This is a genomic window from Komagataeibacter intermedius TF2, from assembly GCF_000964425.1.
Taxonomy (GTDB): Bacteria; Pseudomonadota; Alphaproteobacteria; order Acetobacterales; family Acetobacteraceae; genus Komagataeibacter; species Komagataeibacter intermedius.
In genome coordinates this window covers 1-24,433 of sequence record NZ_BANF01000025.1, presented here as the reverse complement: position 1 = coordinate 24,433, position 24,433 = coordinate 1, and the positions used below count along the sequence as shown (strand labels likewise).

Here is a 24,433-nt window from a genome sequence, read left to right as displayed (position 1 = left end):
CAAGAACTCTGGATATGCATCAATCTAATCACAGAATGCTCTAGGCCACGCAGTGCGTCTGTCCCGGGTGGGGCAGAAAATTTATGGGTGCCGCCTTTTGAGAAAGAGGCGGCATTTTTTTTGACGTTTCTGTCGGTTTTCAGTCCAGCGGGCTGCCCCGGCCGGGCTGGGGAGCTGCGGGGTCGCGCGCAAGCCGTTCACGCTGTTCCTCGCTTGAGGCCAGCATGTCGCTGTTGAACCCGTCATGCAGGACCTGCGCCCAGCCAGCCATCCATGTATTCGCGCGCTTGACGAAGTCGCTGGCGGCAGGTTGCTGGCCCAGCGTGTCCTTGACCCAGTAATCCGGCGTGCGCAGCATCTTGGTGCTGTCGGTGTTTACGGGATTGAGGAAGATGGTCACCGTCTCGACATTGACGTTGTGATCCCCTGCGGGCGTGCTGTAGCTCCACCCGGCCTTCAGCAGCACGGGCGGCAGGACGAAGCCTTCTTCACGCAGACGGTTGGCGATGATGGCCGTGCGGTTGATGGAAGCAGGATAGACTGCCGTGGTGAACCAGCATTCCATGGCAGGCGGATGCGCGGTCAGCACGCGGGACATGTAGTTCCGGTCGTCATGGCAACTGGAGTCGATCGAGGAAATGGCCGTTTCCGGCACGGGCTGGGTGCTGCCTTCCGCCCCGATCATGCCGGTCACGACATGGCCTTCCACGCGGATCAGGACGTTTTCCAGCACTTCCCCATGCGGACCGTTGATGATGTTCATGACCGGGTGCCACGTGCCCGCAGGCAGCGGCAGGATACGGCCTGCGAACGGGATCGCCTTGGTCAGCCGGTCGGTAATCGGCATCATGGTAATGACGCCGTCTTCCCCATTGCTGTCCCCGTTGCCTTCACCCCTGGCGGGGGCATCATGCATGCCCAGCCGGTTATGGATATTCGCGGACAGCGCAGCCAGACGGGGAACCAGCCGAAGCAGATAGGCTGGCGGGAAAATCAGCGTCAGCACCGTAAACGGCACGATCAGGTACAGGCAGAACCGCCATAACGGCGCACGATGCCACAAACGCGAAAAAGCAGACATTCAGCAGACCATGCCGCAGGCGGCCATGCCTTTCCCCATTTGGGAAACAGGCAGGGCGCCGTGGTCCGTCAGGCCCGGCCGGGACTGGAAACGTGATACAGCCCACATGGATCAGGAACTGATCCGCGCGCGCTGGGCATCGCGTTCTTCGTCTGCGATTTCGGCCACTATGCCATCTTCGCTGGAGACAACGCGCACCAGTTTTGCCCCCTGCTGACGGGCGGTAATGAGCGAGTCGCTGATCATGTCCTCGATGGACCGGGCCAGATCACGCGCGCTGGCGGCGGGGCCCATGCGGTCCTGCCTGCGCATGACTTCAAACAGCAGTGCGGGATCAATGCCGCCGGTTTCGACCTTCAGGCCATAGCTGTCGATCATGGCCTCGATCTCAAGGGCCGAGACACGCGCGATGTCGAGTCCTTCCAGCGGACGGAAGATGAAAATGCGGTCCAGGCGGTTCAGTACTTCCGGCGCGAAACCGGCCTGGCGCAGGGCCTCGACCGATTCGGCGCGCATCTTGTCGGGTTCATCCGCCAGCCTGTCCGCAATTTCGGTCAGGGCTTCGGTGGCGATGTTGGATGTCAGGATGAAAATGCTGCGTACGGTGGAAATCTGCTGCCCGGTAGACGCCTCGGTCACGTGGCCGTCGTTCCATGCGGTCAGGAATTTCTTGAAAACGTCGGGATGCGCCTTCTCGATTTCATCCAGCAGGACCACCGCGTCGGGCTTTTCCTTCAGCCCGCCGGTCAGCTTGCCGTATGTATCCGACCCCACATACCCCTTGGGCGAGCCGAACAGCTGGGTCGCGGCGTGGGGGGAACTCATCTGCGTCATGTCGAAATTCAGCAGCGGACGGTCAAGCTGGCGGGCCAGCTGCTTGGCAAGATAGGTCTTGCCCGTGCCCGGGGGGCCTGCCAGCAGGAAGATGCCCACCGGCTTGCCGCGCACCTGCAGCGCCAGACGGCGGCGCAGCTGTGTCGCCACGTCCTCGCACACCTGGTCCTGCCCGATCACGCGGGCACGCAGGCTTGCGGCCAGTTCCTCCGCGTCGATCACGGTCTCTTTCTGTTCGCGCGCCAGCATTTCCTCCAGCGCGCTGCGATTGGTCAGCCTGGCGAGTACGTCCATTATCCATCCCCGTCTGCGTCGGATCCCCTTGCGGGCCAGTTTTTCGGCCCGGTTCTCAAACCACAGCCCGGTCAGCGCCAGCAGGGCGCTGGCCGCTGCCACGACCGGATAGGCCGGGGCACACCATTCCATGAAATGCCGCAGGCTGGCGAGCGAAAGATGCAACGCCATTGCGGCCTGAAAGCTGCCCAGCACCAGGAAAATGACCATGATGAGGGGCACCAGCCGCTCCATCAGGGCCGGATAGAGCGGTTTCATTGCACAACTACCCCGATCACGATTTCCGTGTCACGCGTCAGCACCGGCAGCGCGGTGGGCCCCGGCACGAAGACCGCGCCCGCATGGATGCCCGCGGGCCCCGGGTCGCCCGCCGCGGTAATGGACACGTTGCCCGCCACGCGGATGGGCAGGATCACGCTTTTGGGCCGTGGGCCCAGATGCACGGTCTGCACCAGCCCCAGCGACTGCACGTTCACCACCGCGTTGCCGCCGGTCATGTCATACATGGGCATGTCGGCCAGGATGATGTCCCGCCGTTTCAGCGCGGCCAGGATCTCGGCCTGCTGCTGTATGGAATAGGACGTCTGGCGCAGCATGTCCGCCGCACGGTCGGGGGAAATCATGGGCATCTGGCCCATCATGTCGGGGCGGTTCTGCACCGGGGCGTTCAGCATGAGGTGCGTGCCATCGCTGGTGCCGCCGCCGCCCGCTTCGGCCGCGACGGGGGGCGTCTGGCTGCTGCTGCCCCCTTCGCGCGCGGCCATGAAACCGCCCGTGCCCAGACCGCCGCCCGCGACGACGGCAGCGATCAGCCCCACTACAACCAGCCGGCGGCTGGATGAGCGTTCACTGCGTTCCCGTGCGGGCTCCGGCGGTGAGTTCAAGGGCGTCATGCGTGCATAATGTGGGTCACGGGCGTGATCTGGCAAGACGTTAAGGTGCAGGAAATGTAACGCCTGGTCCGATATATAGTTCTTGCGGTCAGCGTGGGGGTGACCTATGTTACGGGCAATTCCTTCATCTCTGGTTTTTTCTTTGGGGGGTGGCCGCAAGGCTGCCTTTTTTGCATTGGACGCTGATCTGCCTTTCCTGACGGGCCTTGATGCCCGTATTGCCGAAATGATCGCGCCTGCGCTGGCCGACATGGGCTTTGACCTTGTGCGCGTGGCGGTGCTGGGGCGCGAATCCCCCACCGTGCAGATCATGGCGGACCGTGCGGATGGCACGCTGATCGCCATCGAGGACTGTGAACAGATCAGTCATGCGGTGGGCGCGATACTGGATGTCGAGGACCCGCTGCCGGGCGCCTGGACGCTGGAGGTTTCCTCCGCCGGGATCGATCGGCCGCTGACCCGCGCCAAGGACTGGGAACGGTTCGCGGGGCACCTTGCCCGGGCCGAGATGAACATGCCCGTCGACGGTCGCAAGCGTTTTTCCGGGATCGTGCTGGGTGCGCGTGACGGCCACGGCCTGATGCGGCTGGATGACGGGACCGAGGTCGCGCTGCCTTTCGCTGACATGCGCAAGGCGCGTCTTGTCCTGACCGATGAACTGATCGAGGCGAGCGCCCGGATGATGAAGCCGGACGCCGCCAGCGACGAAAACGGGCCGGAGGAGGATGCCTCCCCGGCCGGAACGCAGAAGGCCCCTGGCAAGCCCGACCGCAAGCCGGCGCGCAAGGCCAACTGAACGATGTTGTGGAGACACTGATGGATACGTCCGTTGCCCGTCCCGAACTGCTGCTGGTGGCCGATGCCGTAGCGCGGGAAAAGTCGATCGACCGTGAGGAAGTGCTGGAAGCGATGGAGCAGGCCATCCAGAAGGCCGGCCGCGCGAAATACGGTCATGAAAAGGATATCCGCGCCACCATCGACCGCAAGACCGGCGATGTCCGCCTGTCGCGCTGGACCGAAGCGGTCGAGACGGTGGAAAACGAGGAAACCCAGATCCCGCTGTACATCGCGCGCAAGTTCAAGCCCGAGATCCAGCTGGGCGAATACCTGATCGACCCGCTGCCGCCCATCGACTTCGGGCGTATCGCGGCGCAGACGGCCAAGCAGGTCATTGTCCAGCGCGTGCGCGAATATGAACGCCGCCGCCAGTTCAATGACTTCAAGGACCGTGTGGGCGAGATCATCAACGGTACCGTCAAGCGCACGGAATACGGCAACCTGCTGGTCGAGATCGGGGATGCCGAAGCCCTGCTGCGCCGTGACGAACTGATCCCGCGTGAAAGCTTCCGCAATTCCGACCGCGTGCGCGCCTACATCTATGACGTGCGTGATGAGCCGCGTGGCCCGCAGATATTCCTGTCCCGCACGCATCCGGCATTCCTCGCCAAGCTGTTCGCGCAGGAAGTGCCTGAGATCTATGATGGCATCATCGAGATCAAGGCCGTGGCCCGTGACCCCGGTTCGCGCGCGAAAATGGCCGTGATCTCCCGTGATGCGTCGATCGATCCGGTCGGCGCCTGCGTGGGCGTGCGTGGGCGCCGCGTTCAGGAAGTCGTGAAGGAACTCCAGGGCGAAAAGATCGATATCATTCCGTGGAGCCCGCAGGCGGCGACCTTCGTCGTCAACGCCCTTGCCCCGGCTGAAGTCAGCAAGGTGGTGATGGATGAGGAAGCCGGTCGGGTCGAGGTTGTCGTGCCCGATGACCAGCTCAGCCTCGCCATCGGTCGGCGCGGACAGAATGTCCGCCTCGCCAGTCAGCTGACGCGGTGGGACATCGACATCCTGACCGAAGCCGAGGAATCGGAACGCCGGCAGGAAGAATTCCGTCGCCGCAGCAACCTGTTTGTCGAGGCGCTGGACGTTGATGACGTCATTGCGGGCCTGCTGGTGACCGAAGGGTTCCATTCCATCGAGGAACTGGCATTTGCCGATCCCGAGGAACTGGCCAGCATCGAAGGCTTTGACGAGGACGTGGCCAGTGAACTGGTCCGTCGCGCCGAAGGCTATCTTGCGGGTCAGGAAGAGGAACTGGATAACAAGCGCCGGGCGCTGGGTGTCACCGATGACATCGCGGCCCTGGGTGTGTTCACCAACCAGATGCTGGTGACGCTGGGTGAAAAAGGCGTGAAGACGCTGGATGATCTGGCCGATCTGGCGGGTGATGAACTGGTTGAGATCCTTGGCAGCGATGCCATTGACGAGGATGCGGCCAACGAAATCATCATGGCGGCGCGTGCCCACTGGTTTGATGAAGACGGCAAGGCAGGCGAACAGGAGACGTCCGACGTCTGAGAAGGAAAATCCGAACGCGGAACGCGCGGGTGACATGGAACATGAAGAGCGCGGTCCGCTGCGTCGCTGTGCCGTGACCCGCGTGCGGCTGCCGAAGGAGGAAATGATCAGATTTGTCATTTCCCCCGATGGAGTCGTGATCCCTGATCTTTCCGCACGTCTGCCCGGACGGGGAATTTGGTTGAGCGCGCGTGCGGATGTGTTAGAAACAGCACGCACACGCGGCGCATTCGCCCGCGCGGCAAGGGGAAGGGTTGTTATTCACCCTGACCTGACCCATCTTGTAGAAGACGGGTTGCTGCGGCGCATGATGGATGTCGCAGGGCTGGCACGGCGGGCAGGACAGATTGTCTGTGGTTTCGCCAAGGTGCGTGAGTGGGTTGTGGGCGGTCGGGCCGGTCTGGTTATTCAGGCCGCTGATGGCAGCCCCGACGAGAGGAAGAGAGTTTTGTCCGGTGCACGGGACCTTCCGGTTACGGTTGTTCCTACGGCATCGGGTCTGGGTGCGGCGTTTGGCCGCGACCATGTTGTTCATGCGGCGATGCTGCATGGTGAACTGGCGCGCCGATTCCGTATCGAGAGTGAACGTTTTGCGGGTTTGTCCGGCAGGGCTGGCCCGAATTCGGCGGAGCGGTCCGCCGGACGGTGTGAACAGGCGGGTACATGAGCGAAGGCAACGATCAGGATCAGGGTAAGGGACGCTTGTCCCTGCGGCCGGCGGGCCGTAGGGAAGTCGGACGGACGGTGGATGCCGGTTCCGTGCGGCAGAGCTTCAGCCATGGTCGTTCAAAGGTGGTTCAGGTCGAGGTGCGCAAGAAGCGCGGGGCCGGGGCCGCAGGTAACGGATCGGGGCCGGCTGGCGGTCGCGCCGGGGGACGGGGCGGTCGCGCGCTGACGGCAGCCGAACTGGCAACGCGCCAGCGCGTGCTGGATGAGCAGCGTCGCGCCGCGATCCAGCGCGAAAAGGAAGCGCGCGAGCAGGAGAAGATCACGATCCTCTCCGCCGCGGAAGAAGCCCGCCGCCAGGAAGAGGAAAACGCCCGCCGCGCCGAAGAAGAGGCACAGGCAAAGGCAGATGCCGCAGCCGAGGCCGAGGCACGCAAGCAGGAAGCCCGCAGTGCTTCTGCAACGCAGGCCCCGTCAGAACCGGTCGAGCCGGAAGGCCCCGTCGTGTCGTCTGTGCCGATTCCCGGTGAAGTGACGCTTGCGCCGCCAATGCAGCGCCTGCGTCCGCTGGCCGAACGCGCGATCATGCCGGCACAGCCGCTGCGTCCGTCGCGTCCGGCAGGTGGTGGCAATGCCGCTGCCGGGCGGACTGCCGCAGGTGCAGGTGAAACGCTGCGCCTGCGTACTGGCCGTGCGGATGGGGGCGAGGAAGAACGTCGTCCCAGCCGCCGTCCCGGCAATGCAGCGCCAGGTCGTCGTCCTTCGGGCGGCGCGAAGAAGAACAATGACAGCCGCCGCGCCGGTCGCATTGACGTGCAGGCCGCGATCGAGGGGGATGACGACAAAACCCGTTCGCTCGCCTCTGTCCGTCGCCAGCGTGAGCGCGAACGTCGCCAGGCCGAACTTGAGCGCCTGCGGTCCGATCAGGTCCGCGTGGTGCGTGACGTGGTCCTGCCTGAAACCATTACGGTGCAGGAACTCGCCAACCGTATGGCCGCCCGTCAGGGTGAGGTCATCAAGGCGCTGATGAAGATGGGCGTTATGGCGACCGTCACACAGTCGCTGGATGCTGATACGGCTGAACTGATCGTGCAGGAATTCGGTCACCGCGTGCGCCGTGTGTCCGACAGCGACGTTGAAATCGGGATCGAGGGAATCGAGGACAGGCCTGAGGATCTCAAGCCCCGTCCGCCGGTCGTGACCGTCATGGGTCATGTCGATCACGGCAAGACCTCGCTGCTTGATGCGCTGCGCACCACCGATGTCGCCAATGGCGAAGCGGGCGGCATCACCCAGCATATCGGCGCATATCAGGTCACGCTGGCATCTGGTGCGAAGATCACCTTCATCGACACGCCGGGCCATGAAGCCTTTACGGCCATGCGTGCCCGTGGCGCATCGGTAACCGACGTTGTCGTGCTGGTTGTTGCAGCGGATGACGGCGTGATGCCGCAGACGATCGAAGCCATCAAGCATGCCAAGGCGGCTGATGCCCCGATCATCGTGGCAATCAACAAGTGCGACAAGCCGGGTGCGAATCCCGATCGCGTGCGCCAGGAACTGCTGAACCACGAAATCGTGGTGGAAAGCATGGGTGGTGATACGCAGGATGTCGAAGTCTCGGCGCTCAAGCGCACCGGGCTGGACAAGCTTGAGGAAGCGATCCTGCTGCAGGCCGAAATCCTTGACCTGAAGGCGAATCCGGATCGTGTTGCCGAAGGTTCGGTGATCGAAAGCCGTCTTGACCGTGGCCGTGGTCCGGTTGCGACCGTGCTGGTCCAGAAAGGCACGCTGCGCCGCACCGATATCGTGGTAGCCGGTGCCGAATGGGGCCGCGTCCGCGCCATGATCGACGACCGGAACCGTCAGCTGAGCGAGGCTGGTCCGTCCATGCCGGTTGAAATCCTGGGTATTACTGGGGTGCCGGGCGCGGGTGAGCCCTTCGTGGTGGTGGAAAACGAGAACCGCGCACGAGAAATCTCGGAATTCCGTCAGCGCGTGATCAAGGAACGTATGGCAGCAGGCCAGACCGCCGCACGCGGCACGCTGGACCAGATGCTGGCCCGTATCCAGGCTGGCGCGCAGAAGGAAGTGGCTGTCCTGATCAAGGCGGACGTGCAGGGTTCGGCGGAAGCGCTTGAAGCCACCGTGCAGAAGCTGGAGCATGAGGAAGTCAAGATCCGCGTGCTGAACGCCACCGTCGGGCAGATTACCGAAAGTGACGTGCAGCTGGCCAAGGCGTCCGGTGCTGTCATCATCGCCTTCAATGTCCGCGCCACGGCGCAGGCACGCGAACTGGCGCAGCGTGAAGGTGTGGATATCCGCTACTACTCCATCATCTATCAGGTTGCTGATGATGTGGAACAGCTGGTCCGCGGCAAGATCGCGCCGAAGCACCGCGAGAAGTTCCTTGGTTACGCCGAAATCCGCAAGGTTTTTGAAATCACCAAGGTTGGCAAGGTCGCCGGTTGTTACGTGACCGAAGGCGTGGTCAAGCGTGGCTGTGGCGTGCGTCTGCTGCGTGATAACGTCGTGATCCATGAAGGCGAGCTGAGCCAGCTCAAGCGCTTCAAGGATGATGTCAAGGAAGTGGCGCGCGGTTACGAGTGCGGCCTGTCCTTTGCCGGGTATAATGACCTGCGTGAGGGCGACGTGGTTGAATGTTATGAAATGGAACTCGTCCCGGCATGAGCCGTAATTCATCCAGAAAAGGGATGAGCGAGAGCGGGCCGGCAGGGAAACTTGCCGGCCATTCCGCATCTGGTCCCTCGCAGCGCCAGTTGCGTGTGGCGGAAGAAGTCCGCCGTGTGCTGGCGGAAATCTTTTCCCGCACCGAATTCCGTGACCCGGATCTGGCGGATGTGCGCATTACGGTGACCGAGGTGCGTATCTCACCCGATCTCAAGCACGCGACCGTATTCGTGGCGCGTCTGGGGCGTAGCGACGTGGCGGAACTGCTGCCTGCGCTCAAGCGGGTGACGCCTTTCCTGCGGACGCGCCTGTCACATGCATTGCGGCTGCGCGGTGTGCCTGACCTGCATTTCCAGCCTGATACGGCGCTGGATTACGCCATGGAGGTCGATAACATGCTGCGACAGCCGGAAGTCAGGCGGGATTTGGAGGACGACTGATCCATCCGTTTCACGTATCTGTTCTGAATAACAAAAAGGCCGGTCGGATTATGCTCCGACCGGCCTTTTTGCAAAAAAAAACGACGTTTCCTGAAGCTTTCTGAAAACAGTTTCACCAAAAGCGTCTCTACAGAGAGGGATCAGTTGCGCCGTCCCATCAGCAGCAGCTGAGGATTGCGTTCTACATCGGTTGCGAACCCGCGCAGAGCGGCGGCGGCGGCGGCAAGGTCACGTAGCGACGAGTCGATATTGGACCGGTCGGCCGAACTTGGCGCGGTAATGTCATGCAGCCCGGCCAGCGCGCCCTTGGCTTCCGTGACCGTCTCATTGGAATTGACCAGCAGGGTGTGCAGTTCGCCACCACGCGCATCCAGCTGCGCCGTACCGGTATCGGCCAGGCGGTCTATGGATGCCAGCGTCGTATCCACGTGGTGGTCCAGGTCGCGGATCGTGTCGGTCGCGGTATCAACCGTTACCCGTGTATGGTCGGACGTGGCCCGCACGCTATCCACCAGCGGGGGCAGGTCCTTGTCCAGCTTGTCCGCCAGTGTACGGATGCTGACCAGCATGGCGTCAGCATTGTTGGCGATGTTTTTCAACGGCAGGGCGGTCAGGGCATCGGTCAGCTTCTGCATTTCCGATTCACGTGCCGGGATTTCCGGCAGCGGGCTGATCCCGGGATGCAGGTGGGCCGGCACGCTGGGGTCAAATGTCAGGTCGATTTCTTCCTGACCGGTCACGAAGCTCTGCATGTGCAGTTCGGCGCGCAGGCCGTTTTCAACCAGCTTCGGCAGTTCGCTGCTGTCCAGTACCTTGCCATGGCTTCCCGCCATGTGCGCGCCATTGGCCTGCAGTTCCAGCGTCACGGGAATATAGGCCTGATGGGTCTGGGGATCGAACTGAACGGCAATGTGGTCCACATGCCCCACCTGCACCCCATCGAAGGTCACGGGCGCGCCCACGCCCAGCCCGTTGATCGGGCTGTCAAACACCACCACGGCCCGGCTGGAAGGGGAAAAGGGATGAAACTGTCCGAACAGCGCTATGGCCGTCACACCAAGCAGGGCTCCACCCAACACAAATGCACCGACCGTGGTCTGCCGTTCAGCCATGGTGTTCAGGTCTCCCTAGACGCAGAATAAAAAAACGGTTGCGGACACATTTGTCCATGTGTCCGTTTGCTGCAAGATGACACTACATCCGCGGCAGGCAAAGCGGGCTGCGGGGATGGCAGGCATGTGCCCGCTTCGCCTTTTACCATGTGTGGCGCAGGCGGCCAGTCCCCCTGACGGAATGGGGCATTGCCGTGCATGCGTGCCTCGTCTAAACGCACGGCATTTCCCCCTCATGACGCAAGGTGCCTGTAATGGGACGCAAACGTGGACGCCCGCTGGATGGCTGGCTGATAGTTGACAAGCCATCGGGAATGACCTCGACGCAGGTCGTGGGCCGTGCGCGTTACCTGTTTGATGCGGCCAAGGCGGGCCATGGCGGCACGCTGGACCCGCTGGCGACGGGACTGCTGCCCATCGCCTTTGGCAGGGCGACGAAGACCGTGCCTTATATAATGGATGGCACCAAGCGCTATCACTTCACCCTGCGCATTGGGGAAGCACGCGACAGTGACGATGCGGAAGGCAGCGTGACCGCCGTATCCGACGTGCGTCCCGACAATGCCGCGTTCGAGGCCGCTCTGGCTGCCTTTCGGGGGGATATCATGCAGGTGCCGCCGGTCTTTTCCGCGCTGAAGGTCGGGGGGAAACGGTCCTATGACATGGCGCGCGCGGGCAATGCGCCGGAACTTGCCCCCCGTCCCGCGCGGATCGACCGGTTTGAACTGATCGCGCGCCCCGATGCCGATACGGCGGTGTTCGAGGTGGAATCGGGCAAGGGCGTGTACATGCGCGCGCTGGCCCGCGATATCGCGCTGGCCTGTGGCACGGTGGGGCATGTGGCGGCGCTGCGGCGGCTGAACGTCGGGCCTTTTGATGAATCCCATGCGATTCCACTGGACAAAATTGTCGCAAGCGCCGACAACGCGCCTGCTCCACCGGATCTGCTGCTTCCGGTCGCGACCGCGCTGGCCGACATCCCGGCGCTGGCCCTGACCCGTGAGGAAGCGGATGCCCTGTCATATGGCCAGGCAATAGACCTGAACCAGCTGGCGGACCGGATGCCGGAGCACACCGACCCCCGTTCGGGTGTCGTGCGTGCGATGGACGGGGCGCGTGTGGTCGGGCTGTGCCGCCCCGTGGACGGCTGGCTGCGATCAGTACGCATGCTGTGAACTGAATTGTCTGTAATGGAGAAAGACGATGTCGATTACCGCTGAACGCCGTACGGCGCTGATTAGCGAATACCGCAATGCCGCAACGGACACGGGCTCGCCGGAAGTGCAGGTCGCCCTGCTGACCGAGCGGATCGTGAACCTGACCGACCACCTCAAGACCCACGCGAAGGATTTCCATTCCCGTCGTGGCCTGCTGATGCTGGTTGGCCGCCGCCGCCGCCTGCTGGACTATGTCAAGCGCAAGGACCAGGCCCGTTACGAAACGCTGATCAAGCGCCTCGGCCTGCGTCGCTGATTTGCGACCACGCGGGAAGGCAGGCATAATGCCTTTCCGCATGGCCTGTACGGGCGCGGCGCATGGTTCTGCCTGCCCGCGCCCCGTCGGGCCGCTACTTTTCTGGTGCCCCTGACGGGCGCCATCAACACGCTGCCGACGCCACGGCGGAGATATCCGGACCGGATCGCAGCGTTTCAGGCCACATGGTGTTCTGGCGGTATGTGCCGTCATCGCTCCATGCCGTCCGAGGCGCTGCCATCAACGTTCCAATGTCCGGCCCGCCTGCATTGCGGCAGTCAACGGACAGGGTTTGTCTGGATGTTCAATTATTTTCGCAAGGAAATCGAATGGGGCGGCCGCCCGCTGGTGCTGGAAACGGGCAAGATCGCCCGTCAGGCCGATGGCGCGGTTGTCGTAACCTATGGCGACACGGTGGTGCTGTGCACGGCCGTTGGCGCCAAGAGCGTGAAGCCGGGACAGGATTTCTTCCCGCTGACGGTCAACTATCAGGAAAAGGCCTATGCCGCGGGCAAGATCCCCGGTGGCTTCTTCAAGCGTGAAGGTCGCCCGAGCGAGGCCGAAGTCCTGAACTCGCGCCTGATCGACCGTCCGATCCGCCCGCTGTTCCCCGAAAACTTCCGCAATGAAGTGCAGGTCGTCGCCACCGTGCTGAGCCACGACATGGAAAACGACCCTGCCGTCGTGGCGCTGATCGGCTGTTCGGCGGCGCTGACGCTGTCGGGCATCCCCTTCTTCGGTCCGGTGGGTGCCGCCCGTGTCGGTTATTCCAACGGCAAGTATGTGCTGAACCCGACCATTTCCCAGCTCAAGGAAAGCGAACTGGACCTGGTTGTGGCTGGCACGTCCGAAGGCGTGCTGATGGTCGAGTCCGAGGCCGTGGAACTGTCCGAGGACGTGATGCTGGGTGCCGTGACGTTCGGTCACGAAGCCTTCCAGCCGGTGATCGACGCGATCATCGACCTGGCCGAAAGTGCTGCCAAGGCCCCGTGGGACCTGGCCGAGCCGACGGCTGAGGAAATCAAGCTGCGCAAGAAGGTGGACAAGGCTGGTCGCGCCCTGATCGCCGATGCGTACAAGGAACGCACCAAGCAGGTGCGTTACAAGAAGGTCGCAGCCGCGCGTGACGCCATTCTCGCCAAGATTGGTGAGGACGACGCCGATGCCGCCAAGCCCATGATCAAGGACCTGGAAGCCGACGTGGTCCGCACCGAGGTGCTGGACACCGGTTTCCGTATCGATGGCCGTGATCTGGAAACGATCCGTCCGATCGTGTCCGAAGTCGGCATCCTGCCGCGCGCGCATGGGTCCGCCCTGTTCACCCGTGGCGAGACGCAGGCACTGGTGGTTGCGACGCTTGGCACCGGCCAGGACGAGCAGATCGTGGATGCGCTGGAAGGCGAATACCGCAACAACTTCATGCTGCACTATAATTTCCCGCCGTTCTCGGTCGGGGAATGCGGGCGCATGGGGTCCCCTGGCCGTCGTGAAATCGGCCATGGCAAGCTGGCGTGGCGTGCGATCCACCCGCTGCTGCCGGGCAAGGACGCCTTCCCGTACACCATGCGTGTCGTGTCCGAGATCACGGAAAGCAACGGTTCGTCCTCCATGGCGACCGTATGCGGCACCTCGCTTGCGCTGATGGATGCCGGTGTGCCGCTGAAGCGTCCGGTGGCGGGCATCGCCATGGGCCTGATCAAGGAAGACGAGGACTTCGCCGTCCTGTCCGACATCCTTGGCGATGAAGATCACCTTGGCGACATGGACTTCAAGGTGGCGGGCACCGAGCAGGGCGTGACCGCGCTGCAGATGGACATCAAGATCACCTCCATCACGCCCGAGATCATGAAGATCGCGCTGGGCCAGGCCCGTCAGGGTCGCCTGCACATTCTGGGTGAAATGGCCAAGGCGCTGACCGAAGGCCGTTCGGATGTGTCGTCTTCCGCGCCGAAGATCACCACGATTTCCGTGCCGAAGGAAAAGATCCGTGATGTGATCGGTCAGGGCGGTAAAGTCATTCGTGAGATCGTTGAATATTCGGGTGCGAAGATCGACATCAACGATGATGGCACGATCATGATCGCGGCGTCGTCCGACGATCAGGCCGAAAAGGCCATCGAGCGGATCCGTGGCATCACGGCGGAACCTGAAGTGGGCCATATCTATAATGGCAAGGTCGTCAAGACCGCCGATTTCGGGGCGTTCGTCAACTTCCTCGGTCCCCGTGACGGGCTGGTTCACATTTCCGAACTGGCGCAGGGCCGTGTCTCCAAGACGACCGATGTCGTCAAGCAGGGAGATGAAGTGAAGGTGAAGGTGCTGGGCTTTGACGATCGCGGCAAGGTCAAGCTGTCCATGCGCGTGGTCGATCAGGAAACCGGTGCAGATATCACCGAGACAGTGGGCGCCAAGCCCGGCCGGGCGCCCGCGCGCTAAGACGCGGCTCCGGCCTGTATGACACCCGGCGGCGGGCTGCATCCTGTATGGACGCGGCCCGCCGCGCGGGCAGACACATGACGATGGAATGGTGATGAAGCCGATCAATGCGATCCGTATGGGCGGGACGGATATTCTGCCCCTGGTCGAAGGGGGGAAGGGCGTCTCGATCTCAACCGGCATATCCGCCGGGCACTGGGCGGCAGCCGGGGGGGCTGGCACGGTCTCGATCGTGAATGCCGATTCCTATGACAAGGATGGCAATGTCATCCCGCAGATCTATCATGGTAAGACACGGCGTGAGCGGCACGAGGAACTGATCGACTACGCCATTCGTGGCGGAATCGCGCAGGCCCGCATCGCGCATGAGATCGCGGGCGGCAGGGGCCGCATCCATGCCAACATCCTGTGGGAAATGGGTGGGGCGGAACGTGTCATACAGGGCGTGCTGGAAGGTGCTCCGGGCATGATCCAGGGCCTGACCTGTGGCGCGGGCATGCCGTACCGCCTGTCGGAAATCGCGGCGCGTTTCGGCATCCATTATTATCCTATCGTATCGTCCGCCCGGGCGTTCAACGCCCTGTGGCGGCGTTCGTACCACAAGACGGCCGAACTGCTGGGCGCCGTGGTGTACGAAGACCCGTGGCGCGCGGGTGGCCATAACGGCCTGTCCAACACTGAAAACCCGCTGGCGCCGGAGGACCCGTTCCCCCGCGTGCTGGCGCTGCGCAAGCAGATGCGTGCCTTCGGCCTTGATGACACGCCGATCATCATGGCTGGTGGCGTATGGTGGCTGGAGGAATGGCAGGACTGGATCGACAGTCCCGAACTCGGGCCGATCGCGTTCCAGTTCGGTACCCGTCCGCTGCTGACGCGTGAAAGCCCGATCCCCGATGCGTGGAAGCGGCGCCTGCTGACGCTGAAGAAGGGGGATGTGTTCCTCAACCGTTTCTCCCCCACCGGCTTCTATTCGTCGGCAGTGAACAATTCGTTCCTGCGTGAACTGCGTGGCCGTGCGGAGCGGCAGGTGCCCTTCTCCCCCGAAATACTGGGCGAACATACGGCGGCGCTGGCCATCGGGGCGCGTGGGCGGCAGGTTTTTGTCACCCCTGCGGACGAGCAGCGTGCGCGGTTGTGGATGGAAGAAGGCCATACCGAGGCCATGCGCACGCCGGATAACACGCTGGTGTTCGTGTCCCCGGAAAAGGCGCGTGAGATACTGGCCGATCAGGGGGCCTGCATGGGCTGCCTGTCGGAATGCCGCTTCTCCAACTGGTCACAGAAGCCGCCCGCCTATTCCAACGGGCACAAGGCGGACCCACGGTCCTACTGCATCCAGAAAACGCTGCAGGCGGCGGCCCATGCGCACGGGCCGGACCAGGATGCGGTGATTGATCACAACCTCATGTTTGGCGGCACGAATGCCTGGCGTTTCGCGACCGACCCGTTCTATGCCAACGGTTTCGTGCCCACCGTGGCGCAACTGCTGGAACGGATCATGACCGGGCGGTAAGCCGGTCATGAAACCCGTGCAAAAGGCCGCTTCCCGCAAGGGAGGCGGCCTTTTTTATGATGAAGGGGAATAAAAGTTTTTGGGTGCCGCCTTTTTTCAGAAAGACGGCGTTTTTCGAAGCTTTCTGAAAAAAGCTCCACCAGAAACCTGTCCTTTACGCTGTCTCAGGCAGGCAGGTATCGCGAAACAGCGCGAAAGCCAGTGCGCGGTGGCTTATGGTGTTCTTTTCCACATCGCTCATGTCGGCAAAACTGCGGGTGCTGCTGCCGGGGGCGAAGATGGGGTCATAGCCGTGGCCATTTTCGCCATGGGGCGGCCAGATGACATGTCCGTCAATCCGCCCTTCGAAGGTCTCGGTCCGGCCATCGGGCCATGCGATGCACAGGACGGAAATGAACCACGCGCTGCGGTCGGGGTTCTCGCCAATCTGGTCATGGATGCGGCGCATGGCGTCGGGATAATCCTTTTGCGGACCAGCCCAGCGGGCCGAGAAAATGCCGGGACCGCCATCGAGTGCCGCGACACAGAACCCCGAATCATCGGCCAGCGCGGGCAGGTTGGCCGCCTTCGCCGCCGCAATGGCCTTGATGGCGGCGTTGCCGGCGAAGCTTGTGGCCGTTTCCTCCGGTTCGGGCAGGGACAGGTCGCCTGCCGATACGACACGGATGCCATATCCCGCCAGAAGGGCGGCGAATTCCGCGATCTTGCCCCGGTTATGGGTTGCCAGCACCAGCGTGTCGCCACGGTTCAGGCGGGTGGGGAGTGTGCTCATGCCTTCAATGCCTCTTCCACAATGGCGGTCTGGATACGGAACAGTTCAGCCGTGCCGGTGCGGGCAAGCCGCATGAGGGTATTGAACTGGGCTTCGGTAAAGGGATCCTTTTCCGCCGTGCCCTGTATTTCCACAATGCCGCCATCGGCGGTCAGGACAAAATTGGCGTCGGCGCTGGCCGCGCTGTCCTCCCGGTAATCAAGGTCAAGGACCGGGCCGTCGTCCGTCAGCCCGCATGAGATGGCCGCGACCTGCCCCTTGATCGGCAGGGCGGGCAGGGTGCCCGCGCGCACCAGTTTTTCCAGCGCCAGACGCAGCGCCACCCATGCCCCGGTAATGGCGGCGCAGCGCGTGCCGCCATCGGCGTTCAGCACGTCGCAATCCACCGTGACCGAGATTTCCCCCAGCGCCTTCAGGTCCACCACCGCGCGCAGGGCACGCGCGATCAGGCGCTGGATTTCCTGTGTGCGTCCGGTCTGCTTTCCCTTTGCCGCCTCGCGCTGGCCCCGGCTGTGGGTGGCGCGTGGCAGCATGCCGTATTCCGCCGTGACCCAGCCCTGACCCTTGCCGCGCAGGAAGGAGGGCACGCGGGTTTCGATCGTGGCGGCGCACAGGACTTCGGTCCCGCCCATGCGGATCAGGGCGGACCCTTCGGCATGGCGGGCGAAGCCGGGCTGGATGAAGACGGGACGCAGGGCGTCAATGGCACGGCCGGATGGGCGCATGGGCGTAAAACTCCGCAAGGTGATGGTGCGGCATAGCCTGCAATCCGCCCCTGTTTCCAGTCCTGCGTGGGCATGACGGGACAGGATCTGCTAGGATGGGGACGCGGATTGTCCGCATGGTGAATGGATACGTGCAATACGGGAGGCATGGCGATGGAAACCCGACCACTGGTATCACAGCCAGCGCTGCTGTCCGGTCTTGATGCGCGTTCTGCCGCGATCCTGCGTGAGATCGTGGAGCAGTATGTCGAAACGGGCGAACCGATGGGTTCACGCACCCTGTCGCAGCGCCTGCCGCTGTCGCTGTCACCGGCCACGATTCGCAATGTGATGGCGGACCTGACCGATGCGGGGCTGCTGTTTTCCCCGCATACATCGGCGGGGCGCCTGCCTACGGAAAAGGGCGTGCGGCTGTTCGTGGATGGCCTGCTGCAGTTTGGCAGCCTGAGCGAGGACGAACGCAAGAGCATTGCGGGCATGCTGGATGTAAAGGGCCGTTCGCTGGAGGACATGCTGGCCAAGGCGTCGTCCATGCTGTCGGGCCTGTCATCCGCGGCGGGGCTGGTCATGGCCCCCAAAAGCGATGGCACGACGATCAAGCATATCGAATTCGTGGCCCTTGGCCCGGGGCGCGCGCTGGTCATTCTGGTCAGTGCGGACGGGCAGGTGGAAAACCGCGTGATCGAGACGCCGCCCGGCCTGCCGCCTTCGGCGCTGGTCGAGGCGGGGAATTACCTCAACGCCCACCTGTCGGGCCAGACGCTGGACCGCCTGCGCGAGACGGTCAGCACCGACATGACCGCCAACCGCAACGAACTGGATCACCTGACGGCGGAAGTGGTGGCCAGCGGGCTGGCGACATGGAGCGACGCCGATGAACGTGGCGGCACCCTGTTCATACGCGGGCAGGGGCGCCTGCTGGCCGATGTGACCGAAATCGAGCGCCTGACCACCATCCAGATGCTGTTTGAGCGGCTGGAGACACAGGAAACCATGCTGCGCCTGCTGGATCTTGCGCGCGAATCCGAAGGGGTGCGGATTTTCATTGGTGCCGAAAGCGGGTTGTTCGGCATGGCGGGCATGTCGGTGGTTGTCGCCCCGGCGCGCACGGATTCCAACCGCATCGTGGGGGCGATTGGCGTGATCGGTCCGACGCGCATCAATTATGCCCGCATCATTCCCGTGGTGGACTACACCGCGCGGGTGATCGGCCGCATGCTGGGCTGAACTGCGGCGGTTTCATGCAACCGGACTCGCGGGGGTGGCCTTATGCTGGGCAGACACCAACCGCGCGTCCTGATCACGATGATCCCGGCGTGCCCGCACCATGCGAGGAGAATGGCATGTTTACACCCGATGCAAGGCAGTCCGGATCGTTCATGATTGGTGGTGACCTGGAGGTCACGCGGCTGGGCTTCGGGGCCATGCGCATTACGGGGCCGGGCATATGGGGCGAACCGGTCGACCGCGCTGCGGCACTCGCCACCCTGCGCCGCCTGCCCGAACTGGGCATCAACTTTGTCGATACGGCGGATGCCTATGGCCCGTTTGTCAGCGAGGATCTGATCCGCGAGGCGCTGCATCCCTATCCGGATACCATTATCGCCACCAAGGGCGGGCATACGCGCCATGGCCCCAATATCTGGAAGCCGGTGGGCAATCCCGATTACCTGCGGCAATGCGTTCTGATGAGCATGCGCCGGCTGGGCGTCGAGCGCATCGACCTGTGGCAGCTGCACCGTGTGGGGGCCGACTGTACGCCCGAACAGCAGTTCGAGGCCATTGCCGCCATGCGCGCGCAGGGGCTGATCCGCCATGTCGGCCTGTCCGAGGTGACGGTCGAGATGATCGAGCGCGCGCGGCTGTATTTTCCGGTGGCCACCGTCCAGAACCGCTTCAACCTCGTCAACCGTTATTCCGAGGATGTGCTGGACTACTGCACGAAGGAAAATATCGGCTTCATTCCGTGGGCGCCGCTGGCGGCAGGCAGCCTGACGAAGGGGGATACGTTGCTGACCCGGCTGGCTGGCGAGAAAGGCGTGCAGCCCGGCCAGATCGCGCTGGCGTGGCTGCTGCGCCGTGCGCCGGTCATGCTGCCCATTCCCGGCACCAGCAACCCCGCGCACGTGGCGGATAACGCCGCCGCCGCCGCGATTGAGCTGAGCCACGAGGAATTCCAGCAGCTTGATAACGATGGCCGCGCGGAATGGGCCCGCCAGAACGGCGCGTAAGGCGCCCGCACGCCCACGGGGCGGCGGATCGGGGGCGACGGCGGCGCGGGACAATGCTAGACAGGGGGCCTCGACACAGAACGGCCCCTTTCTTTCCCTATTGGATACCGGATGACGCTTGCTGACGGATCAGGCCGCGATGGCCGGATTGATGGACCCTCACGCCCCGATGCCGGTGGCCCGCGCCGCCCACGTTACCGCATGGTGCGCTGGCTTGCGGGCACCACGCTTGCCGTCCTGCTGCTTGGCGGTGGGGCTGCGGGCCTTGTGGCATGGGGGGAATATGAACGCCTGAGCGAAGGCCTGCCCACGGTTGACGGCCTGCGCACCTACCAGCCGCCGGTGATGAGCCGCCTGTATTCCGGCGATGATCAGGTCATGGCGGAACTGGCGGCGGAACGGCGCATATTCGTGCCCTACAGCGCGATACCCGCACGCGTGCGCAATGCCTTCCTTGCGGCCGAGGACCAGAAATTCTTTACCCATGGTGGTGTCGATCCGCTGGCCATCCTGCGCGCGGGCCTGACCGACATGATGATGCACGGGACGAAGCACCGTCCCATCGGGGCATCGACCATCACGCAGCAGGTCGCGCGGATCATGCTGCTGGGGTCCAATGCGGTGTCCATCGACCGCAAGATCAAGGAAGCGCTACTGGCCATGCGGCTGGAGCAGACGCTGAGCAAGGAACAGATCCTTGAGATCTACCTGAACGAAATCTACCTGGGTGAAGGGGCCTACGGTATCGGTGCGGCCGCCCAGACCTATTTCAACAAGCCGCTGGACCAGCTGGACAACGCCGAGGCCGCCTTCCTTGGCGCGCTGCCCAAATCGCCCACCAACTACAACCCCCACCGCTTCGTGCAGGCGGCGACCAACCGGCGCAACTGGGTGCTGGACCGCATGGCGGACCTGAAGGTCATTACGCCCGAAGAGGCGCGCGAGGCCCAGCAGGAACCTCTGGTTCCCGCCAACTTTACCCGTCCCGGCCCGGTTCCCGGTTCCGAATGGTTTGCCGAGGAAGTGCGCCGTGAACTGATCGAACGCTACGGCATCGGCACCACCATGGAAGGCGGGCTGTCGGTCCATACCTCGCTCGATTCCCACCTGCAGCAGGTGGCCACCACCGCCCTGCGTGACGGGTTGCTGCGCTATGACCGCGCGCATGGTGGCTGGCGTGGCGCGTTTACCCATATCGATGCTGCCGATGCCGCAGGGGACTGGGCCAACGCGCTGGCCCGTGTCACGCCGCCCGCCGCCATGCTGGAACAGTGGCGGGTGGCGGTCGTGCTGTCGCCCGCAACCGGGCGCGTGGGCTGGCTGGAAGGGCGTGATCCCGTCATTCCCCATACGGGCGAACTGCTGGCGCGGGACCGGGCATGGATGCGCACCGGCAAGGGATTGCAGGCAGGTGACGTGGTGCTGGTTGAACCGCAGGCCGATGGCGGCGGCGTGGCTGTGCGGCAGGTGCCGCGCGTGGAAGGCGCGCTGGCCACGGTGGATGTGCATACCGGACGCGTCATGGCCATGGTGGGTGGGTGGTCGTTCAGGGAATCGCAGTTCAACCGCGCGACACAGGCGGCGCGCCAGCCGGGATCGTCGTTCAAGCCCTTCGTCTATCTGGCCGCGATGGAGCAGGGGATCTCGCCATCGCAGAAATTCGATGACTCCCCCGTCAGCTATGGCGAATGGCACCCCAATAACTATGAAAAGGATTTCTGGGGGCCGACCACGCTGCATGACGCGCTGCGTGAATCGCGCAACCTCGTCACCATCCGCCTTGCCGCCCAGATCGGCATGAGGCCGGTGGCGGACCTTGCCCAGAAACTGGGCCTTGTCCATTCCATGCCGCTGGTGCTGCCCGCCGCCCTTGGCGCGGTGGAAACCACCGTCATGCGTGAAGCCGCCGCCTACGCCACCATTGCCAATGGCGGCAGGCTGGTCACGCCCACCCTGATTGATGACATCAAGGACCGCAACGGCAACGTCATATGGCATCCCGATGGCATTGCGTGGCAGCCCGGCGGCACGCCCGCCGATGGCCCGCAGATGGTCGATACCCGCCCGCAGGTGGTGTCGGCCACGTCGGCCAGCCAGATCGTGGCGATGATGCAGGACGTGGTGCGGCGCGGCACGGGCGTGCGCGCGGGGGCGGGCATCGACCGGCCCATTGCGGGCAAGACCGGCACCAGTCAGGATTTCAATGATGCATGGTTCGCGGGCTTTTCCCCCGATCTGGTGACGGTGGTGTGGATCGGGTTCGATACCCCGCAGTCGCTGGGCAAGAACGAAACCGGCGGCGTGATCGCGGGCCCGATCTGGAATCAGGTGATGAAGGCGGCGTTCGCCACCCGTCCGCGCCTTGATTTCCGTATACCCGATGGGGTGCAGCTGGCCCGGTACGATACCGGGATGGGCATGGCGATCGACGCCTTCAAGCCCGGACAGGTGCCCGGCGTAAGCGTGGACCTTGGCGCGGGATCGGGCATGGCGCTGACGGCGGCGGATACGGGTGCTGAAAACATGCCTGATTCCGAAAATGACATGGCCACCACGGCGGCCAGCCCGGCGGCGGCCAGTGATGGCACGACATCCGCAGGCCACCCCGCAGCGCCGTCTGGCGCGGCCCCGTCCCAGCCGTCCGGGGGTGACATTGGCATGGGCGGCCTGTATTGACGCCCCGTATGCCGGGCCGCGCGCGTGCCCGCATTGTTTACCGTTGAGCGAGGAGCAAGCCCATGTCTGCCGAGACAGAGGCCCTGAACGACCAGATCAAGCAGTCGGTGGCACTGCTGAGGAGGCATCTTTGACTGGGATGTCGCAATCGACCGCCTTGCGGAACTGAACAACCGGGCCGAAGACCCCGATTTGTGGACTGATTCCGAAGCCGCCCAGAAGCTCATGCGCGAGCGCACGCTGCTGGCCAGCCAGATCGAGGGCGTGCAGCGGCTTGAAGCCGATGTGAACGATACGCTCGAGCTGGTGGAACTGGCGGAAATGGAAGGCGATTCGGCTGTCGTGGCCGAAGCGCTGGCCAGCCTGCGCGCCCTGGCGGAGGAAGCCAAGCGGCGTGAGACGGAAAGCCTGCTGTCGGGCGAGGCGGACAGCAATGACTGCTACCTGGAAGTCAACGCCGGCGCAGGCGGGACGGAGGCGCAGGACTGGGCTGAAATGCTGCTGCGCATGTACACCCGCTGGGCCGAACAGCATGGTTACAAGGTGACCATGCTGGAAAGTTCGGAAGGGGAGCAGGCCGGAATCAAGTCCGCTACCATTCAGGTCAGTGGTCCGAATGCCTATGGCTGGCTCAAGACCGAGGCCGGGGTGCATCGTCTTGTCCGTATATCGCCCTTTGACGCGGCGGCACGGCGGCAGACATCGTTTGCATCCGTGTGGGTCTATCCCGTGGTCGATGATTCGATCGAGATCGAGATCAATGAAGCCGACCTGCGCGTGGATACGTTCCGGGCGTCGGGTGCTGGCGGACAGCACGTCAACAAGACGGAATCGGCCATCCGCATTACGCACATCCCCACCGGGATCGTGGTGGCGTGCCAGACCGACCGTTCCCAGCACCGTAACCGCGCCACGGCCATGACCATGCTGAAGGCGCGCATGTACGAGCAGGAACTGCAGAAGCGCGAAGCCGCCGCTGCCCAGACCGAGGCAAACAAGACCGATATCGGCTGGGGGCACCAGATCCGGTCCTACGTGCTGGCCCCCTACCAGCTGGTCAAGGATCTGCGCACCAACGTGGAAAAGACCAATCCGGACGCCATCCTTGATGGTGATCTGGATGACTTCATGGCCGCCGCCCTTGCGGCCCGCGTGGGGGCGACCCGGTCGGAAGCCAGCGCGCAGGCGCAGTAATCCGCTACGGCCCGTCCGTATGAGATACCCCGCGGCTTCCGGCCGCGGGGTTTTTTCATGTCGGGGCGGGACGCCTTGTTCCGGAACGAAAAAATTGTTCCGCACCTGTTGCATATCATGCTTGACACATACGCCCCGACCACGCCCAATCAGACCCTGGCACTTAATGGCGCGCAGGCCGGGCAACCCTGCTGGCGGCGTCTGGACAGGAATGGCATGTGGTCTGACGAAGTCATGGGATTGGATTATGCCGCCCGGCAGCGACGGCGGACGCCGTACCTGCGCGTGGTGGGCGTGATCATTGCGGTCCATGTCATTGTCCTGTCAGTGCTGGCCTATGGGTTGCGGCCAAAGGCAAAGCCCATGTTTCCCGAACCCTACCGCCCATTGCCGCCGGTGACGCTGCGGATCATTCCCGAACCGATGCCACCCGTGCCCCCATCGCCGCCCCCTGTCCGCCCGGTCATGCTCCAGCCGGAGGTTCCCCTTGTCCCCGCGCCTGTCATTGGTCGCGACAGAAGGGTCCATATGCCGGAAATTGTTCCGAAAACGATACAGGCGGATTGATTTTCAGCTTCCGGACTGGTCAGATAACAGTCATGAAATGTGTTGCAGGCCAGACCCATGGCCCTATTTGTCAGAGGATTTCAGGTAAATGACCCGACAGCATCGTAATCAAGTCATCGCGGCCGCGCTGCTGACCGCATTGCCGGCCCTTGCCTACGCCACGCCTGCGGCTGCTGCTGATTCCAATCCCTATGGCCTGGGTGCGCTGTGGTCGAACGGTGACTTCATTGCCCGTACCGTGCTGATCATCATGGTCGTGATGTCTGTCGGGACCTGGTACATCATGATCACGAAATTCCTTGAACAGGCGCGCATGTTCAAGGACGCCAAGGAAGTGAAGACGAAGTTCTGGCCTGCCCATGACATCAAGGAAGGCGCGGCCCTGCTCGATACCGCATCGCCCTTCCGCTATATCGCCGATACCGGGATCAAGGCCGCCGAACACCACGAAGGCACGATGCAGGAATCCATCGACCTGCATTC

General features: G+C 63.5%; 20 protein-coding genes and 1 pseudogene. 15 read left to right on the top strand and 6 right to left on the bottom strand.

Annotation, left to right across the window (positions count from 1 at the left end; all coding sequences use genetic code 11):
* Window positions 1-139 precede the first annotated feature (139 nt).
* From B7449_RS04215 to B7449_RS04205, 3 genes are all read right to left on the bottom strand, one after another.
* On the bottom strand, window positions 140-1,081 hold the full coding sequence (locus B7449_RS04215; RefSeq protein WP_199858389.1) for a hypothetical protein: 942 nt from the start codon (window positions 1,079-1,081) through the stop codon (window positions 140-142).
* A 111-nt stretch (window positions 1,082-1,192) separates the two neighbouring features.
* Entirely contained in the window at window positions 1,193-2,467 is a 1,275-nt protein-coding gene (locus B7449_RS04210; RefSeq protein ID WP_010514722.1) for an AAA family ATPase, read from the bottom strand.
* The gene (locus tag B7449_RS04205; RefSeq protein ID WP_039736648.1) at window positions 2,464-3,093 is read right to left on the bottom strand and encodes a hypothetical protein; all 630 of its coding nucleotides are present in this window, start codon (window positions 3,091-3,093) and stop codon (window positions 2,464-2,466) included. The genes B7449_RS04210 and B7449_RS04205 overlap by 4 nt, the downstream gene beginning before the upstream one ends.
* Window positions 3,094-3,277: 184 nt before the next feature.
* On the opposite strand from B7449_RS04205, the gene rimP reads away from it, so the two are divergent.
* The 5 genes from rimP to rbfA are packed head-to-tail and all read left to right on the top strand — an operon-like array spanning window position 3,278 to window position 9,251.
* The gene (gene rimP / locus B7449_RS04200; protein ID WP_039736653.1) at window positions 3,278-3,898 is read left to right on the top strand and encodes a ribosome maturation factor RimP; all 621 of its coding nucleotides are present in this window, start codon (window positions 3,278-3,280) and stop codon (window positions 3,896-3,898) included.
* 20 nt (window positions 3,899-3,918) lie between these two features.
* A complete protein-coding gene (nusA, locus tag B7449_RS04195; RefSeq protein WP_039736647.1) occupies window positions 3,919-5,454 on the top strand; it encodes a transcription termination factor NusA in 1,536 nt (511 codons plus the stop codon).
* Entirely contained in the window at window positions 5,411-6,121 is a 711-nt protein-coding gene (locus B7449_RS04190) for an RNA-binding protein (RefSeq protein WP_082084752.1), read from the top strand. Before nusA ends, B7449_RS04190 begins: the two co-directional genes overlap by 44 nt.
* Window positions 6,118-8,811, top strand: coding sequence for a translation initiation factor IF-2 (infB, locus tag B7449_RS04185; RefSeq protein WP_039736646.1), 2,694 nt, complete (start codon window positions 6,118-6,120; stop codon window positions 8,809-8,811). The genes B7449_RS04190 and infB overlap by 4 nt, the downstream gene beginning before the upstream one ends.
* A gap of 23 nt (window positions 8,812-8,834) precedes the next feature.
* Window positions 8,835-9,251 (top strand): 30S ribosome-binding factor RbfA, encoded by a 417-nt coding sequence (gene rbfA, locus B7449_RS04180; protein WP_082084751.1) that lies wholly within the window; start codon window positions 8,835-8,837, stop codon window positions 9,249-9,251.
* 140 nt (window positions 9,252-9,391) lie between these two features.
* On the opposite strand, the gene B7449_RS04175 is transcribed toward rbfA, so the two are convergent.
* Window positions 9,392-10,363 (bottom strand): MlaD family protein, encoded by a 972-nt coding sequence (locus B7449_RS04175; RefSeq protein WP_039736644.1) that lies wholly within the window; start codon window positions 10,361-10,363, stop codon window positions 9,392-9,394.
* Window positions 10,364-10,617: 254 nt separating this feature from the next.
* On the opposite strand from B7449_RS04175, the gene truB reads away from it, so the two are divergent.
* The 4 genes from truB to B7449_RS04155 all read left to right on the top strand — a co-directional run bounded on the left by truB (window position 10,618) and on the right by B7449_RS04155 (window position 15,785).
* A complete protein-coding gene (truB, locus tag B7449_RS04170; RefSeq protein ID WP_039736643.1) occupies window positions 10,618-11,538 on the top strand; it encodes a tRNA pseudouridine(55) synthase TruB in 921 nt (306 codons plus the stop codon).
* A 28-nt stretch (window positions 11,539-11,566) separates the two neighbouring features.
* Entirely contained in the window at window positions 11,567-11,836 is a 270-nt protein-coding gene (rpsO, locus tag B7449_RS04165; protein WP_010514733.1) for a 30S ribosomal protein S15, read from the top strand.
* A 300-nt stretch (window positions 11,837-12,136) separates the two neighbouring features.
* On the top strand, window positions 12,137-14,272 hold the full coding sequence (gene pnp, locus B7449_RS04160) for a polyribonucleotide nucleotidyltransferase (protein ID WP_039736642.1): 2,136 nt from the start codon (window positions 12,137-12,139) through the stop codon (window positions 14,270-14,272).
* 94 nt (window positions 14,273-14,366) lie between these two features.
* Window positions 14,367-15,785: an NAD(P)H-dependent flavin oxidoreductase gene (locus tag B7449_RS04155; protein ID WP_039736652.1), complete on the top strand. Its 1,419-nt coding sequence runs from the start codon at window positions 14,367-14,369 to the stop codon at window positions 15,783-15,785.
* A 154-nt stretch (window positions 15,786-15,939) separates the two neighbouring features.
* Here B7449_RS04155 and rdgB read toward each other — a convergent pair whose 3' ends face one another.
* Together rdgB and rph are read right to left on the bottom strand one after the other, a co-directional pair.
* Entirely contained in the window at window positions 15,940-16,557 is a 618-nt protein-coding gene (gene rdgB / locus B7449_RS04150; RefSeq protein WP_039736641.1) for an RdgB/HAM1 family non-canonical purine NTP pyrophosphatase, read from the bottom strand.
* Complete coding sequence (rph, locus tag B7449_RS04145) at window positions 16,554-17,282, bottom strand: ribonuclease PH (protein WP_039736640.1); 729 nt, start codon at window positions 17,280-17,282, stop codon at window positions 16,554-16,556. The genes rdgB and rph overlap by 4 nt, the downstream gene beginning before the upstream one ends.
* Window positions 17,283-17,429: 147 nt before the next feature.
* On the opposite strand from rph, the gene hrcA reads away from it, so the two are divergent.
* The 6 genes and pseudogenes from hrcA to B7449_RS04115 form a co-directional block, all read left to right on the top strand.
* Window positions 17,430-18,509 carry a heat-inducible transcriptional repressor HrcA gene (gene hrcA / locus B7449_RS04140; protein ID WP_082071215.1) on the top strand — a complete coding sequence of 360 codons (1,080 nt, stop codon included), beginning with the start codon at window positions 17,430-17,432 and terminating at the stop codon, window positions 18,507-18,509.
* A 116-nt stretch (window positions 18,510-18,625) separates the two neighbouring features.
* Window positions 18,626-19,513, top strand: a complete 888-nt coding sequence (locus tag B7449_RS04135) for an aldo/keto reductase (protein ID WP_039736651.1) — start codon at window positions 18,626-18,628, stop codon at window positions 19,511-19,513.
* 111 nt (window positions 19,514-19,624) lie between these two features.
* Window positions 19,625-22,189, top strand: a complete 2,565-nt coding sequence (locus tag B7449_RS04130) for a penicillin-binding protein 1A (protein ID WP_039736639.1) — start codon at window positions 19,625-19,627, stop codon at window positions 22,187-22,189.
* A gap of 62 nt (window positions 22,190-22,251) precedes the next feature.
* Window positions 22,252-23,383, top strand: a protein-coding gene (gene prfB / locus B7449_RS04125) for a peptide chain release factor 2 (protein ID WP_141654822.1) whose coding sequence is annotated in 2 segments (ribosomal slippage) — window positions 22,252-22,320 and window positions 22,322-23,383 — 1,131 coding nt in all. Because the reading frame shifts where the segments join, the coding sequence is not laid out codon by codon here.
* A gap of 117 nt (window positions 23,384-23,500) precedes the next feature.
* Window positions 23,501-23,950, top strand: a complete 450-nt coding sequence (locus B7449_RS04120) for a hypothetical protein (protein ID WP_235721050.1) — start codon at window positions 23,501-23,503, stop codon at window positions 23,948-23,950.
* An 88-nt stretch (window positions 23,951-24,038) separates the two neighbouring features.
* Window positions 24,039-24,433, top strand: a pseudogene (locus B7449_RS04115) (MotA/TolQ/ExbB proton channel family protein); the annotation flags it as partial.